Origin of the sequence: Streptomyces sp. NBC_01197, from assembly GCF_036010505.1 — a bacterium.
GTDB lineage: Bacteria > Actinomycetota > Actinomycetes > Streptomycetales > Streptomycetaceae > Streptomyces.
This window is the reverse complement of record NZ_CP108569.1, coordinates 1,421,207-1,436,644: the sequence shown is the minus strand read 5'-3', so window position 1 is coordinate 1,436,644 and position 15,438 is coordinate 1,421,207. Positions and strand designations below refer to the sequence as shown.

Annotated in this window: 9 protein-coding genes and 1 pseudogene; 7 read left to right on the top strand and 3 right to left on the bottom strand. The window is 66.8% G+C overall.

The features are described 5' to 3' along the window. Positions 1 to 80 precede the first annotated feature (80 nt). From xylA to OG452_RS06440, 3 genes and pseudogenes are all read right to left on the bottom strand, one after another. Positions 81 to 1,250, bottom strand: a complete 1,170-nt coding sequence (gene xylA, locus OG452_RS06450) for a xylose isomerase (RefSeq protein ID WP_327294654.1) — start codon at positions 1,248 to 1,250, stop codon at positions 81 to 83. A 274-nt stretch (positions 1,251 to 1,524) separates the two neighbouring features. Further along, a pseudogene (locus OG452_RS06445) lies at positions 1,525 to 2,449 on the bottom strand (aldo/keto reductase). 231 nt (positions 2,450 to 2,680) lie between these two features. Next, positions 2,681 to 6,505 carry a GH92 family glycosyl hydrolase gene (locus OG452_RS06440; protein ID WP_327294653.1) on the bottom strand — a complete coding sequence of 1,275 codons (3,825 nt, stop codon included), beginning with the start codon at positions 6,503 to 6,505 and terminating at the stop codon, positions 2,681 to 2,683. Positions 6,506 to 6,979: 474 nt separating this feature from the next. On the opposite strand from OG452_RS06440, the gene ngcE reads away from it, so the two are divergent. From ngcE to OG452_RS06405, 7 genes are all read left to right on the top strand, one after another. Further along, complete coding sequence (gene ngcE, locus OG452_RS06435) at positions 6,980 to 8,425, top strand: N-acetylglucosamine/diacetylchitobiose ABC transporter substrate-binding protein (RefSeq protein ID WP_327294652.1); 1,446 nt, start codon at positions 6,980 to 6,982, stop codon at positions 8,423 to 8,425. 48 nt (positions 8,426 to 8,473) lie between these two features. Then, complete coding sequence (locus OG452_RS06430; protein WP_327294651.1) at positions 8,474 to 9,397, top strand: carbohydrate ABC transporter permease; 924 nt, start codon at positions 8,474 to 8,476, stop codon at positions 9,395 to 9,397. Between the two features lies 1 nt (position 9,398). Beyond that, positions 9,399 to 10,310: a carbohydrate ABC transporter permease gene (locus tag OG452_RS06425; RefSeq protein ID WP_327294650.1), complete on the top strand. Its 912-nt coding sequence runs from the start codon at positions 9,399 to 9,401 to the stop codon at positions 10,308 to 10,310. Between the two features lie 282 nt (positions 10,311 to 10,592). Continuing rightward, positions 10,593 to 11,792: an ROK family transcriptional regulator gene (locus OG452_RS06420; protein WP_327294649.1), complete on the top strand. Its 1,200-nt coding sequence runs from the start codon at positions 10,593 to 10,595 to the stop codon at positions 11,790 to 11,792. Positions 11,793 to 11,924: 132 nt separating this feature from the next. Continuing rightward, positions 11,925 to 13,031 (top strand): ABC transporter substrate-binding protein, encoded by a 1,107-nt coding sequence (locus tag OG452_RS06415; protein ID WP_327299530.1) that lies wholly within the window; start codon positions 11,925 to 11,927, stop codon positions 13,029 to 13,031. Between the two features lie 160 nt (positions 13,032 to 13,191). Next, positions 13,192 to 13,980 carry an ATP-binding cassette domain-containing protein gene (locus OG452_RS06410; RefSeq protein WP_327294648.1) on the top strand — a complete coding sequence of 263 codons (789 nt, stop codon included), beginning with the start codon at positions 13,192 to 13,194 and terminating at the stop codon, positions 13,978 to 13,980. Continuing rightward, entirely contained in the window at positions 13,977 to 15,281 is a 1,305-nt protein-coding gene (locus OG452_RS06405) for a sugar ABC transporter permease (protein WP_405563900.1), read from the top strand. Before OG452_RS06410 ends, OG452_RS06405 begins: the two co-directional genes overlap by 4 nt. Positions 15,282 to 15,438 lie beyond the last annotated feature (157 nt).

Below are 15,438 nucleotides of genomic sequence, written 5' to 3'. Positions count from 1 at the left end.
TACCGCGGGGGTGCGGCCCTTCCGTATGCGCCTGCGGGAAGCCCTTGCGGGCCCTCGACACGGGGCGCGCAAGCGCGTGTTCAGCGGACGCCGAGCAGGTGCTCCATCGCCAGTTGGTCGAGCGCCTCGAAGGCCATGCTGCGCTCCGCGGCCGCGCCGGTGTCGAATTCCTCGTACGCGGAGCGGTCCGCCAGCAGCCCCTTGACCCCGTCGGCCGCGGTGGGCACCGCCAGCTCGTCCAGGCGCGAGGCGGCCAGCGCCTCCTGGACGGCCGGGTCGGCACGGAACGCCAGCGCGCGCTCCTTGAGGATCAGGTAGTTGCGCATGCAGTTCTTCGCCGACTCCCAGACTCCGTCGAAGCCGTCGGTGCGGACCGGCTTGAAGTCGAAGTGGCGCGGTCCGGTGTAGCCGGAGCTCTCCAGGAGGTCGACGAGCCAGAACGCCTGGCGGAGGTCGCCCGCTCCGAAGCGCAGGTCCTGGTCGTACTTGATGCCGGACTGGCCGTTGAGGTCGATGTGGAAGAGTTTGCCCGCCCAGATCGCCTGGGCGATGGAGTGGGTGAAGTTCAGCCCGGCCATCTGCTCGTGGCCGACCTCCGGGTTCACCCCGTACATCTCCGGGCGCTCCAGCCGCTCGATGAACGCCAGGGCGTGGCCGACGGTGGGCAGCAGGATGTCGCCGCGCGGCTCGTTCGGCTTGGGCTCGATGGCGAAGCGCAGGTCGTACCCCTGGTCCACGACGTACTCGCCGAGCAGGTCGAACGCCTCCTTCATCCGGTCGAGCGCCACCCGGACGTCCTTGGCGGCCCCGGACTCGGCGCCCTCGCGGCCGCCCCAGGCCACATAGGTCCGTGCGCCCAGCTCCACGGCCAGATCGATGTTGCGGATGACCTTCCGCAGCGCGAAGCGGCGCACATCGCGGTCGTTGGACGTAAAGCCGCCGTCCTTGAAGACGGGGTGTGTGAACAGGTTCGTCGTGGCCATCGGGACCTTGAGACCGGTGCGGTCCAGCGCGTCCTTGAAGCGCGCGACGAGCGTCGAACGCTCGCTGTCCGACGCGTCGAACGGGATCAGGTCGTCGTCGTGGAAGGTCACACCGTGCGCGCCGAGTTCCGCCAGGCGCTCCACGGACTCGACGGGGTCAAGGGCGGGGCGTGTCGGGTCACCGAAGGGGTCGTTGCCCTTCCAGCCGACGGTCCACAGACCGAAGGTGAACCTGTCAGCGGGGGTGGGGGAGAAACGGTCCGGCATGATCAGCAGCCTCTTGTCGACGAGGGCCCGGGCCGCCGCGCACAGCCGCCCGGGAGGGATTTGTTTGCTGACAGTACTAATACGGCATCGCCGGGGTTCTTTCCAGAGCTTGGGCAGTGCTTGACCGGAAACGCTCAGCGGCAACTCGGCGGCAACCGCCGTCGTCATGGCTACGAGCACCAAGGGGATCCGGTCCGGTTTCTCCTCGGTGCCCGCAGGCTACTGTCGGTCTTTATTTGTTTTACGCGTGACTAAAAGCGTGCCGACGCCGGGTTCAGCGGTTGACGAAGCCCAGGTTTCCCTTGTCATACCGGGTGCCTGCGACCGACCCGGCGGGCGCCGCGTCGTCGATCGCCGTCAGTTCGGCGCCCGACAGTTCCAGGGTCGCCGCCATGACGTTCTCCTCCAGGTACTTCTCCCGGCGGGTACCCGGAATCGGCACCACATCGGATCCCCGGTGCTGCACCCAGGCCAGTGCCAGCTGACGGGCGGTCACACCCCGTGCGGCGGCCGGCTCGTTGAGCCGGTCCACGATGGCGAGGTTCTGCTCCAGATTGCCGTCGGCGAACCGGGGCTGGCCGCGGCGCGGGTCGGTCTCCGGCAGACCGTCCAGCGAGGTCTACCGCCCGGTGAGGAAGCCGCGGCCGAGCGGCGAGAACGGCACGAGACCGATACCGAGCTCGCGGCAGACCGGCGCGATCTCCTGCTCCAGGTCCCTGGTCCAGAGCGACCACTCGCTCTGCAGCGCGGCGATCGGATGCACCGCGTGGGCGCGCCGGACGGTCTCCGCGCTCGCCTCGGAGAGCCCCAGGTGGCGGACCTTGCCCGCGGTGACCAGTTCCGCCATCGCACCGACGGTCTCCTCGATGGGAACGTCCGGGTCGACCCGGTGCTGGTAGTGCAGATCGATGTGGTCAGTGCCCAGTCTGCGCAGCGACGCGTCACAGGCCTGCCGCACGTACGCGGCGTCGCCCCGGATGTCGACCGGCGCGCCCAGCCGGTTGGCGAAGCCGAACTTGGTTGCCAGCACGGCCTGTTCGCGGCGCCCGGCCAGCGCCCGGCCGATGAGCTCCTCGTTGTGGCCCGGCGCCGTAGAAGTCCGATGTGTCGAGCAGGGTGACGCCCAGTTCGAGGGCGCGGTGGATGGTGGCGATCGACTGGTCGTCGCCGGACGCGCCGTAGCCGTGGCTCATCCCCATGCAGCCGAGGCCCTGGGCGGAGACGGTCAGTTCGCCGAGACGGCGCAGCGGAAGTGTGGAATCCACGGAACCGACCGTAGATGCTGGAGCGCGCTCAAGGCCAAACACTCTTCCCCGGCGGGACGGCAAGCGCACGGGCTCTGTACGGGCTGAGGGGCGGGCCCGGAAATCCAGGCCCGCCCCAGCAGTTCACTCCGTGCGAGTGATCACCCGCCGGTGATCACTCGCGGATCAGGACAGCAGCTCCACCTCCGCCAGCGTCGCCGTCCCGGTGCTCACCAGGCGGTACTTCTGGTACGTGCCCGGGTGATCCACGGAGAAGACCCGGGTCTGCTTGTCGTAGCCGAACGACTCACCCGAGCGCTGGTCCAGCGTGGTCCACGTCGTGCCGTCGGCGGAGCCCTCCAGCTTCCACCCGGTCGGGGCCTTGGCCTTGTCCGACGAGGTGAGGGTGTACTGCACGGCCCTGGTCGCCGACTTCACCGGGAGGTCGGCCGAGGTGAACGAGGCGTCCGTCTTCGACGTGTTGTCGAAGAGCGCACCGGGGCCGTTCGTGGCGTCCTCGCGCGGCGACGGCACCTTGTCGTCCTTGGCGATCGAGACCGGGGCCGCGTTCTTTCCGGTGCCCCACTTCGACGGCTGGGGGCCCATGGCGAAGTCCAGGGTGCCGCCGTGCTGCAGAACGTCGTTGGGCAGCGCGGTGGAGTTCCACGCCTTGCCGTTCACCTTGAGGCCCTGCACATAGATGTTCTTGGCGCTGTTCTGCGGGGCCTTGACCACCAGGTCCCTGCCGTTGTCCAGATGCACGGTGGCCTTGGTGAACTGCGGTGAGCCGACGGCGAATTCGCCGCTGCCCATCACCAGGGGGTAGAAGCCGAGCGAGGAGAAGATGTACCAGGCCGACTGCTCGCCGTTGTCCTCGTCGCCGAGATAGCCCTGCCCGATGTCACTGCCCACGTACAGCCGGCTGAGCACATCGCGGATCTTCTCCTGCGCCTTCCAGGGCTGGCCGGCCGCGTCGTACATGTAGGTGACGTGGTGGGCGGGCTGGTTGCTGTGCCCGTACTGGCCCATGCGCACATCCCGCGCCTCGATCATCTCGTGGATGATGCCACCGTACGAGCCGGTGGTCTCGGGGCCCGCGGTCTGCGGCGTCGAGAAGTAGGTGTCCAGCTTCTTCGCCAGACCCGCCTGGCCACCGTAGAGGTTGGCCAGACCGCGCGAGTCCTGCGGAGCGGTGAAGGCGTACCCCCAGCCGTCGGTCTCCGTGTAGTCGTAACCCCAGACCTTCGGGTCGTACTTGTCGGCCGGGAGCCGCCAGCCGCCGTCCGGGTTCTTGCCCTGGAAGAAGCCGATCTCGGGGTCGAAGAGCTTGACGTAGTTCTGCGCCCGGTTGAGGAAGTACTCCGACTCCTCCTTGTAGCGGGCCTCGTGGGTCTTCTTGTAGAGCGCCTGGCCCATCTGGGCGATGCCGTAGTCGTTGATGTAGCCCTCCATCGACCACGACATGCCCTCGTTGGTCGCGGTGGAGGCGTAGCCCGTGAAGGGCGAGGTGTCCATGCCCTTGCGGCCGACGCCGGAGCTGGACGGAACGACAGTGGCGTTCTTCACGGCCGCCTCGTACGCCGCCTTCGCGTCGAACTTCACGCCCTTGACATAGGCGTCCGCGAACGCCACGTCCGAACTGGTGCCGGTCATCAGGTCGGCGTAGCCGGGGGAGGACCAGCGGGACATCCAGCCGCCGTCCTTGTACTGCTGGACGAAGCCGTCGACCATCTTCCCCGCCTTCTTCGGGGTGAGGAAGGAGTACGCGGGCCAGGTCGTCCGGTATGTGTCCCAGAAGCCGTTGTTGACGTACACCGAACCGTCCACGACCTTGGCGCCCGTGTGCGTCGGGGTGTCGTCACCGGCCTTGGCCGAGAAGGGGCTCGCGTACTCCGTCTTCGAACCGACCTTCTCCGAGCCCGAGTTCGGGTAGAGGTACAGCCGGTACATGGACGAGTAGAGCGAGGTCAGCTGGTCGTGCGTGGCGCCCTGCACCTCGATCTTTCCGAGGATCTTGTCCCACTGGGAGCGGGCCTTCGCCTCGGTGCCCGCGAAGGTCGACGACGCGGGGAGCTCCTGGGCGAGGTTGGACTTCGCCTGGTCGACGCCGATGAGCGAGGTCGCGATGCGCAGGGTGACCGTACGGTTCTTGCCGGGCTTGAAGCGCATATAGCCGGTGACGTCGTCGCCGCCCCCGCCGGTGAGCTTCGAGCTCGCGGTGACCGGGGCGTCGACGACCCCGTACACGAACATCCGGGTCGCGCCGGCGGAGCCGCCGCTCTTGACGTCCGAGTAGCCGCTGAAGGTGCCGGTCTTCGGGTCCAGCGTGAGACCGCCGGCGTTGGAGATGTTGTCGAAGATCATGCTCGCGTTGTCACCGGGGTAGGTGAACCGCATCATCGCCGCGTGGTCGGTCGGCGTCATCTCGGCCTTGAGGCCGTTCTCGAAGGTGACCCCGTAGTAGTCGGGCTTCGCGACCTCGTTCTCGTGCTTGAAGGGGAGCGCGCGCTTGGTCCTGGAGGCGTCCGGGGTGCCGGAGTCCACCGACGGCATCACCTGGAAGGTCTGCCGGTCGCCCATCCAGGGGCTGGGTTCATGGCTGGCACTGAAGGCCTGGAGGGTTGGCAGATTGTCGGCATTGTTGCCGTTCGCGTAGTTGTAGAGCCAGCTGGTGGAGCCCGCGTCGGTGACCGGCGTCCAGAAGTTGAAGCCGTTCGGGACGGCGGTCGCCGGGAAGTTGTTGCCGCGCGAGAACGAGCCGCTCGAATTGGTGCCCCGGGTGGTGAGGGCGTAGTCCGAGAGGTGTGCGGACGGCTTCTCCGCCTTCTTGGCCGCCAGCGAGATGTCGTCGATCCAGCCCCGGAACGTCGCCGGGCCCTTGGGGGAGTCGTACGCCACCAGGATCCGGTCGACGGTCTTGCCGGCGGCGACCGTCCCAATGTCCGACGAGACGGCGTTCCACTGGTTGACGTACAGCCGCTTGGCGGCCCCCTGACCCTGTGGCGTCAGCAGCCCGCCGTTGGAGTCGGTGGCCTTCAGGTCGCTCAGATAGGTGCCGTCCGTGAAGGCGAGGTCGACCGCCACATTGGTGGACGGGTAGTTCAGATCGGTCTTGCCCATCTCCGGGAAGACCTTGTACGACAGCTCGGTGTTCCGGCTGATCCGGGTGTTGACATCGAAGACCTTGTTGTACGAGTACGCGCGGCCGGTGCCCGCCTGCGTACCCTCGTACCGCAGCGACCTGATGCCGGTGAACCCGGCGCCGGTCTTGGCGGTCGGCGACGAGGTGGGTCCGCTGTCCACCCGGGTCACCATGTCCGACGGCGGGGGCGTGCTCGTGTCGCCGTCCGAGAACTGGACGTCGGCGAGCTGCACCGCGTCGGTGGCCCCGTGATTGGCGGTGATGTCGAGGCGGTAGTGCGCGTATGCGGTGTCCGCGCCCGCGATGTCGTACGACTTCGTCTGGAACCGCTTGTCGAAGTCCTGGCCCTGCTGGGTGTTGAGGGTCTTCCAGTCCTTGCCGTCGGTGGAGCCCTGGAGGGTCCAGTCCTTCGGGTCGCGCTCGTCGTGATCGTTCGCGGATGTCAGCGCGTACGTCTTGAGCTTGACCGCCTCGTCGAGATCGAACTCCACCCATGCCGTGGGATGGAATGCCAGCCACTTGGTGTCCGGATTGATGTCGATGAGGCTGCCCTTGCCCTCACCGCTCCCGGCGTTCTCGTCACTGGCGCGCAGAGTGACGACATGGTCCGTGACATTGCCGGGTATTCCCGCATTGATGGTGCCATCAATACCGGAGGCCCGTTTATGGCCGTCCGGGCCCACTTCCACGGTATTGCGCCAGTCCGGCTGCGGCTGATCCGCTTCGAACGAGGAGCTGAATCCCTTGTCCCCTCCATGGGGTTGGGCGGGTTGGGCGACGGCCGCGCCCTGGCCCGAAACGACAAGCACAAAAGCGGCCGCCACCAGGGCGGCGGCCGGGCCGGCCCTGTGCCGAGGTCTGGTCTGCATGAGGGTCTTTCCTCTCACCTAAGCGCTTTGGACAACGTTGTCACTCTGATGCGCAAGGTCCAGTAGGAAGGTAAGTGACATCTGAGTCAAGGGTGTTGACGACGCGCGGGCGGAAGAATTGGTCGCGCTCTCACGAGACGGTGTCACTCGGTGGGCGGAGTGCACCAGATGTCTGGGAGGTCTCAACTCGGGAAAGACTGACGTTCAAACCTGCATTCGATCTTGCCCAGTCGAAGGGAAGTGGACTATACCTGTCGACGTCCGCCCAGCCGTGTCTTTGGCGGCGGGCCAGGGGGGCGGGGAACGGGGCAGGGGGCTTCACGGCACTCCGGTCGTACTCCCAGGCTTTCCCTCCTGCAGCCAGTGCAACCCCCAGCGTCAACTGACCGCGGTGGCGGGGCCCTTCGCCTGAGGCGAATTCTCAACGGGCGACCGGTACACCGCCTGAGTCCTGTAGAAGGCGAGGACTTGAGCATGGGATCCACCTCCGCCCGCACCAATGAGGGCCTCGGCCGTCGTGATCTGATCAAGCGGTCTGCCGCTCTCGGCCTGATCACCGTTCCGACGATGAGTTTCCTCTCTGCCTGCGCGAGCAGTGACAGCAGCGGCGACAAGCAGGTCAAAAAGGGCAAGACGACCGCCGGCAACCCGCTCGGTGTGAACGAGACCGCCCCGCTCGACATGGTCGTCTTCGACGGTGGCTTCGGCACTGACTACGCCAGGGCCGCCAACGCGCTGTACTCCAAGGCACACCCGAAGTCGAAGGTGAACTTCTCGGCCACGCAGAAGATCCAGTCGGAGCTGCAGCCGCGCTTCAACGGCGGCACCCCGCCCGACCTGATCGACAACTCGGGCGCCGAGCAGATGGACATGGGTGTCCTGGTCGGCAAGAACCAGCTCACCGACCTCACGCCGCTGCTGGACGCGCCGTCCGTCGACGACCCGAGCAAGAAGGTCAGGGACACCCTGCGACCGGGCATCGTGGAGATGGGCCAGTACGACGGTCAGCCGTGCTGGATCATGAACTACGCGTACACCGTCTACGGCGTGTGGTACTCGCAGACCGCTCTGGACAACCTCGGCGTCGAGTACCCCAAGACCTGGGACGACATGCTCGCCGTCTGCGCCAAGGCGAAGAAGAAGGGCATCGCAGGCTGGACGTACGCGGGCAAGTACCCGTACTACATCCCGTTCTCGCTCTTCCCCTTCATCGGCAAGATCGGCGGCCGTCAGGTCCTCGACGACATCGACGACCTGGCCCCCAACGCCTGGAAGCACCCGGCGGTCAAGGCCGCGTTCGACGCCTACTACGAGCTCTTCAAGAAGGGCTACATCCTCAAGGGCACGCCCGGCATCGACCACATCCAGTCCCAGACGGCCTGGACTGCCGGCAAGGCGCTCTTCATCCCCAACGGCTCCTGGGTGGAGAACGAGTCGGCGAAGACCACGCCCAAGAACTTCCAGATGAAGGTCGGCGCGCCGTCCAGCCTGGACTCCTCGGACAAGATGCCGTACGGCACCATCTGGGCCTCCGGTGGTGAGCCCTTCATCGTGCCGCGGAAGGCCAAGAACCCGCAGGCGGGCATGGACCAGCTGCGCATCATGCTCAGCGAGGCCTCGTCCAAGACCTTCACCTCCAAGGTCAAGTCGCTGTCCGCCTTCAACGGCGGTACCGACGGCCTCAAGTTGTCGACGGCCCTCCAGTCGGGCCTCGACGCGCTGAAGGCCGCAGGCGACAACGTGGTCAACCCGCGCCTCCAGGACTGGTACGTGAAGCTCCAGAAGGAGCAGATCGGTGTCTCCGTACTCGGCGAGATGATGGCAGGCCGTATGACCCCGGCCGAGGCCGTCAAGAAGTGCCAGCAGTACGCGGACGCGGCGGCCAAGGACTCGTCGATCAAGCACTACAAGCACCAGTGAGCACGCGTCACCAGCGGCGGCACCCGCCGGAAGATCGGGGTCGGAACCATGCAACAAGGTAAGTACCGGTTCATTGTGGGGTTTTTGGTCGTCCCACTGGCGTTGTACGCAGTCTTCGTCATATGGCCGTTCATTCAGTCGATCTATTACTCGTTCACCGACTGGACCGGCCTGAGCCCGGACTTCAAGATGGTCGGCTTCGACAACTACAGCCGGATGCTCCACGACTCCACTTTCTGGAAGTCCCTGGAACACAGCGTCCTTTTCGTGCTGTTGCTGCCGCTGGTGACGCTCGGCCTCGCGCTGTTCTTCGCCTTCATGCTGAATGTCGGCGGCCGTCGCCGTAAGGGCGCGGCCATAGCGGGCGTACGCGGCTCGGGGTTCTACAAGATCGCGTACTTCTTCCCGCAGGTGCTGTCGATCGCGATCGTCGCCCTGCTCTTCAGGTTCATCTACAACCCCGACGGGGGCATCCTCAACGGGGCCCTGAGCGCGATCCATCTCGACAGCATCCAGCCGGACTGGCTCGGCGACCCGAAGCTGGCCCTCTGGTGCATCTTCGCGGTCCTGGTCTGGTCCCAGGTCGGCTTCTTCGTGGTGCTCTTCTCCGCCGGTATGGCGTCCATCCCGAAGGACTTCTACGAAGCCGCGCTGCTGGACGGCGCGAGCCGGGTCACGACCTTCTTCCGGATCACCCTTCCGCTGCTCTGGGACACCGTGCAGTCGGGCTGGGTGTACATGGGCATCCTGTCCCTCGGCGCCGAGGCGTTCGCCGCGGTGAACATCATGAGCGTGGGCCCCGGCGGCCCCGCCCAATCGACGACCGTGCTGCCGCTGTTCGTCTACCAGACGGCGTTCCGCGACGGAGCGGCCGGATACGCGACAACGATCGGTGTCGCCCTCCTCGTGCTCACCATGGTGTTCGCCGCCATCGTGATGCGACTGGGCCGGCGCGAGCGGCTGGAGTTCTGAGATGACCACTGACACCCCTCCGGCCGAGCTCACCAAGGACCGTGAGTCCGCGCCGCCGACCAAGCCCGTCGCGCCCCGCGAGCAGAAGAGCGGCGGCACCCTCAACGTCTTCTCGCACGGCGTGCTCATCATCTGGGCGGTCCTGGTCGTGGTGCCGCTGCTGTGGGCGGTGATGTCCTCGTTCAAGAACGACCACGACATCCTCGCCAAGCCGTGGAGCCTGCCCGACCGGCTGCACTTCGAGAACTGGTCCCGCGCCTGGGGCCAGGCGCACATGGGCCAGTACTTCGGGCACACCATCGTCGTCGTCGGCGGTTCGCTCGTCGGCACGCTGCTGCTCGGCTCGATGGCGGCCTATGTGCTGGCGCGCTTCGACTTCCCCGGGAACAGGTTCATCTACTTCCTGTTCGTCGGTGGGATGAGCTTCCCGATCATCCTGGCGCTGGTGCCGTTGTTCTTCGTCATGAACAACATGAGTCTGCTGAACACGACCCAGGGCCTGATCCTGGTCTACATCGCCTACTCACTGCCGTTCACCGTCTTCTTCCTCACCTCGTTCTTCCGCACCCTGCCGGGAGAAGTGGCCGAGGCGGCGACGCTCGACGGTGCCTCGCACACCCGTACCTTCTTCCAGGTGATGCTGCCGATGGCCAAGCCGGGCCTGATCAGCGTGGGCATCTTCAACTTCCTGGGCCAGTGGAACCAGTATCTGCTGCCCACGGTGCTGAACACCGACCCGAAGCAGCGGGTGCTGGCCCAGGGCCTGGTCGAACTGGCCACCAGCCAGGGGTACAAGGGCGACTACTCCGGCCTCTTCGCCGGTCTGGTGATGGCGATGCTGCCGGTTCTCGCGGCGTACATCGTCTTCCAGCGGCAGGTCGTCGCGGGGCTGACCGCGGGAGCGCTGAAGTAGAGCGCTCTCTTCCGCTCTCTGGCGCCGATCTCACGCCGGAAACTCCACCCCGAACCGCCCGACGGCATCCGCTGTCGGGCGGTTCGTCCGTTTCACCCCCGGGAGGTCGCCCGCTCATCCGTGTCTGCCCTTGCTCAAGGTCTTGCTCAAGGTCTTGACGGGAGAGAGCGACAAAGGGTCAGCTGAGGGTTCACATGTTGGAGATAGGGCGGGGTTCAGCACGCGCGCCCCGCGCGGGGACGGCCGTCGTGCCGTCCGCCAGTGGCAGGAGTGGATGAGTCGATGGAGACTCCGGGGTCGCAGACATCTCTGCACCGGGCCAACCTTGAGCGGGTCGTACGCGCGGTGCGTATGGCGGGCTCGCTCACTCAGGCGGAGATCGCCCGCAGCACGGGGCTCTCGGCAGCCACGGTCTCCAATATCGTCCGGGAGCTGAAAGAGGGCGGCACGGTCGAGGTCACCCCGACCTCGGCCGGCGGCCGCCGGGCCCGCAGCGTCTCGCTGAGCGGGTCCGCGGGCATCGTGATCGGGGTCGACTTCGGGCATACGCATCTGCGGGTGGCCGTGGGCAACCTCGCCCATCAGGTGCTCGCCGAGGAGTCCGAGCCGCTCGATGTGGACGCCTCGTCCGCGGAGGGCTTCGGCCGGGCCGAGGAGCTGGTCAACAGGCTGATCGAGGCCACCGGCATCGGCGCCGACAAGGTCGTCGGCGTCGGGCTCGGAGTGCCGGGGCCGATCGATGTCGAGTCTGGCACCCTCGGCTCCACGTCGATCCTGCCGGGGTGGTCCGGCATCAACCCGAGCGACGAGCTGGCCTCCAGGCTCGGAGTGCCGGTGTACGTCGACAACGACGCCAACCTGGGCGCCCTCGGCGAGCTGGTCTGGGGGAGCGGGAGCGGGGTCAGGGACCTCGCCTACATCAAGGTCGCCAGCGGGGTGGGGGCCGGTCTGGTGATCGACGGCCAGATCTACCGGGGCCCCGGCGGCACGGCGGGCGAGATCGGGCACATCACGCTCGACGAGTCGGGCCCTGTCTGCCGCTGCGGCAACCGGGGCTGCCTGGAGACCTTCACGGCGGCCCGGTACGTCCTGCCCCTCCTTGAGTCCAGCCACGGCACCGGTCTGACCATCGAGCGGGTCGTCCAGCTCGCCCGCGGGGGCGATCCGGGCTGCCGCCGGGTGATCGCGGACGTCGGCCGCCACATCGGGAGCGGCGTGGCCAATCTCTGCAACCTCCTGAACCCCTCCAGGGTGGTGCTCGGCGGGGACCTCGCCGAGGCCGGTGAGCTGGTGCTCGGGCCCATCCGGGAGTCGGTCGGCAGGTACGCGATCCCCAGTGCGGCACGGCAGTTGTCGGTGCTCCCCGGGGCGCTCGGCGCCCGGGCCGAGGTGCTCGGCGCGCTGGCGCTCGTCCTCAGCGAAATGGGCGATTCAAGTCTTTTGGACACAGCGCTGCCTGCCAGTACTCCTGCCTTCACTTAGATAACGAATGACACCGTTGCCATCTCGTTAAGGATTTACTCCTTGACGCTGGCCTGGCAGCCGAGTTGACTCCAGGCACCTCGGCCGCAATGTCGCGGCCTCGTCAGGGAGGTTTCTGAAGTGAACACGCAGATGCGTCGTGCCGCCGTGGCCGTGGCCGTAACCGCTATGGCTGTCTCTCTCGCGGCCTGTGGCAGCGCCAAGGAGTCGGGCGGGAAGGACAAGGCGTCCTCGAACTCCGCCAAGAAGGGCGATGCCCTCAACATCGGTCTGCTCCTGCCGGAGAACCAGACCGCCCGCTACGAGAAGTTCGACAAGCCCCTGATCGAGAAGAAGGTCAAGGAGCTGACGCACGGCAAGGGCAAGGTCACCTACGTCAACGCCAAGCAGCAGGCGGACACGCAGAGCCAGCAGATGGACACCATGGTCACCAACCAGGTGGACGCCATCATCGTGGACGCCGTGGACGCCAAGTCCATAGCCATCTCGGTCAAGAAGGCCAAGGACGCCCACATCCCCGTCGTCGCCTTCGACCGCCTCGCCCAGGGCCCGATCGACTCGTACGTCTCCTTCGACAACCAGACCGTCGGCAAGACCCAGGGCACCGCCCTGCTGAAGGCGCTCGGCTCCAAGGCCAAGTCCGGCAAGATCGTCATGATGAACGGCTCCTCCACCGACCCGAACGCCGCCGACTACAAGAAGGGCGCTCACTCCGTCCTCGACGGCAAGGTGAACATCGGCAAGGAGTACGACACCAAGGAGTGGAAGCCGGAGAACGCCAACTCCAACATGGAGGGCGCGATCACCGCCATCGGCAAGAAGAACGTCATCGGCGTCCTCTCCGCCAACGACGGCATGGCGGGCGGCGTCATCACCGCCCTCAAGTCCGCCGGTGTCAGCCCGATCCCGCCGGTCACCGGCCAGGACGCCGAACTCGCCGGTGTGCAGCGCATCGTGGCCGGTACGCAGTACATGAGCGTCTACAAGCCGTACCTCCGTGAGGGCCCGGTCGCGGCCGAGATGGCGGTGGCGCTCGCCAAGGGACAGAAGCTCGACTCGATCGTCAAGACCAAGGTCGACAGCCCCAGCACCAAGAACATCCCCTCCGTGATCTTCCCGGTCTACTCGCTGACCAAGGCCAACATCAAGGACACCGTCATCAAGGACGGCATCTACACGGTCAGCGACATCTGCACCCCGGCCTACAAGGCCGCGTGCGACAAGATCGGTCTGAAGTAATTCCCCTGCCCCGCAAGGGAATTACGCACCACTGAAGCCCGTCCGGCGCCCCGCCCCCCAATCGTCCCGCTACCGGGGCGGGGCGCCGGACGGTACACCCCGCTCAGCCACCGCGCTCGCCCGGCAGCGTGGTATCCCCGCCGGTCAGGCGGCGAAGGAGATGGTTCAAGTGTCCGCTACGCCCGTGCTGGCGTTGCGTGGGGTCTCCAAGCGATTCGGTGCCGTCCAGGCGCTCACCGATGTGGAGCTTGAGGCCTACGGCGGTGAAGTGCTCGCCCTGGTCGGCGACAACGGAGCCGGAAAGTCCACGCTGGTCAAGACGATCGCAGGCGTGCACCCCATCGATGACGGCGTCATCGAGTGGGAAGGCAAGGCAGTCCAGATCAACAAGCCGCACGACGCGCAGAACCTGGGCATCGCGACCGTGTACCAGGACCTCTCGCTCTGCGACAACATCGATGTCGTCGGCAACCTCTACCTCGGCCGGGAGCTGCGCAAGCGCGGCGTCCTGGACGAGGTCGAAATGGAGCGCCGCTCTCGCGAGTTGCTGACCACGCTCTCGATCCGCATCCCCAGCGTGCGTATCCCGATCGCCTCGCTCTCCGGCGGCCAGCGCCAGACCGTGGCCATCGCGCGATCCATGCTCGGCGAGCCCAAGCTCGTCATCCTCGACGAGCCGACAGCGGCCCTCGGCGTGGAGCAGACCGCGCAGGTGCTCGACCTCGTCGAGCGGCTCCGTGAGCGCGGCCACGCGGTCCTGCTCATCAGCCACAACATGGCCGACGTCAAGGCTGTGGCCGACAAGGTCGCGGTGCTCAGGCTCGGCCGCAACAACGGTGTCTTCGATGTGAAGACCACCTCGCAGGAAGAGATCATCGCCGCGATCACCGGCGCCACGGACAACGCTGTGACCCGTCGTGCGTCGCGCGGTGTGGAGGTTCAGAAGTGAGCATCGACAAGCCCGCAGCCATGGATGCAGCGCCCGCGGCGCCCGGCGCGGTGGACGCCCCGGCCCCGGCCGCCGACGCGGTGACCGCGGTCGACCCCCGGCTGCTCGTGCGCGAGCAGGGCTTCGCCGGTTATCTGTCCGAGTTCAGGCGCAAGATACGCGCGGGTGAGCTCGGCTCCATCCCGGTGATCGTCGGCCTGATCGTCATCGCCGCGATCTTCCAGAGCGTGAACTCGCGCTTCCTCACCGCGGGCAACCTGACCGACATCTCCGTCACCATGGTCGGTACGGGCATGATCGCCGTCGGTATCGTCTTCGTCCTGCTGCTCGGTGAGATCGACCTCTCGGTCGGCTCGGTCAGCGGTGTCTCCAGCGCGGCCTTCGCCGTGCTGAACGTCACACACGGGATGAACCAGTGGCTGGCCCTGGTGCTCGCCATCCTCACCGGTACGGTCGCCGGCGCGATCCACGGCTTCTTCTTCGCCCGCATCGGCGTCCCCGCGTTCGCGGTGACCCTGGCCGGTCTGCTGTTCTGGAACGGCTTCATGCTCCAGATCCTCGGCGACAACGGAACGATCAACCTGCCCGGCGACGGTCCCATCGCCAACATGACCGGCTACTACTTCTCCGATGTGGCGGTGGCCTACGGCTTCGCCCTGCTCGGTGTGGTGGTCTTCTTCCTCACCTCGTTCGTCGACGCCCGGCGCCGTGAGGCCGCCGGCGTGCCGTCCCGGCCGCTCAGCGAGATCGCGCTGCGTACCGCTGTACTCGCCGTCGTGGGCTTCGCCGTCGCCTTTATGTACAACCAGTACAAGGGGCTGCCGCTCGCCGTCCTGATCTTCATGGTGGTGCTGGTCGGCACGGACTTCGTCCTGCGCCGCACCACGTACGGCCGCAAGGTCTTCGCGCTCGGCGGAAGCGTCGAGGCGTCCCGGCGGGCCGGTATCAACGTCACGATGATCCGGATCTCTGTCTTCGCCATCGCCGGTACGTTCGCGGCCGTCGGCGGTCTCTTCATGGCCTCCAAGATCGCCACCGCCAACCAGGGCGCCGGCAGCGGTGACCTGCTGATGAACGCCATCGCTGCGGCCGTCATCGGCGGTACCAGCCTCTTCGGCGGCCGCGGCCGTACCTGGAACGCGCTGCTCGGCGTACTCGTGATCGTCTCGATCCAGTACGGCCTGTCGCTGCAGGGCATCGCCTCGCCCATCCAGTACATGATCACCGGTGGCGTACTGCTCGCCACGGTCGTGATCGACGCCGTGACCCGCAAGACCCAGAAGTCCGCGGGCCGCGCCTGACCCGCCGGCGGACAACCCGCACACATCGGACGCCCGGCCGGGGCACTCCCGCGCCGGGCTCCCGTGCGTCCCGGTCCGCCGAACGGGTGACGTACGACGCACCGCCCGATGACGAGTGCCCCGGATGGAACATTAGACTCGACAGACCCGGCAAAGC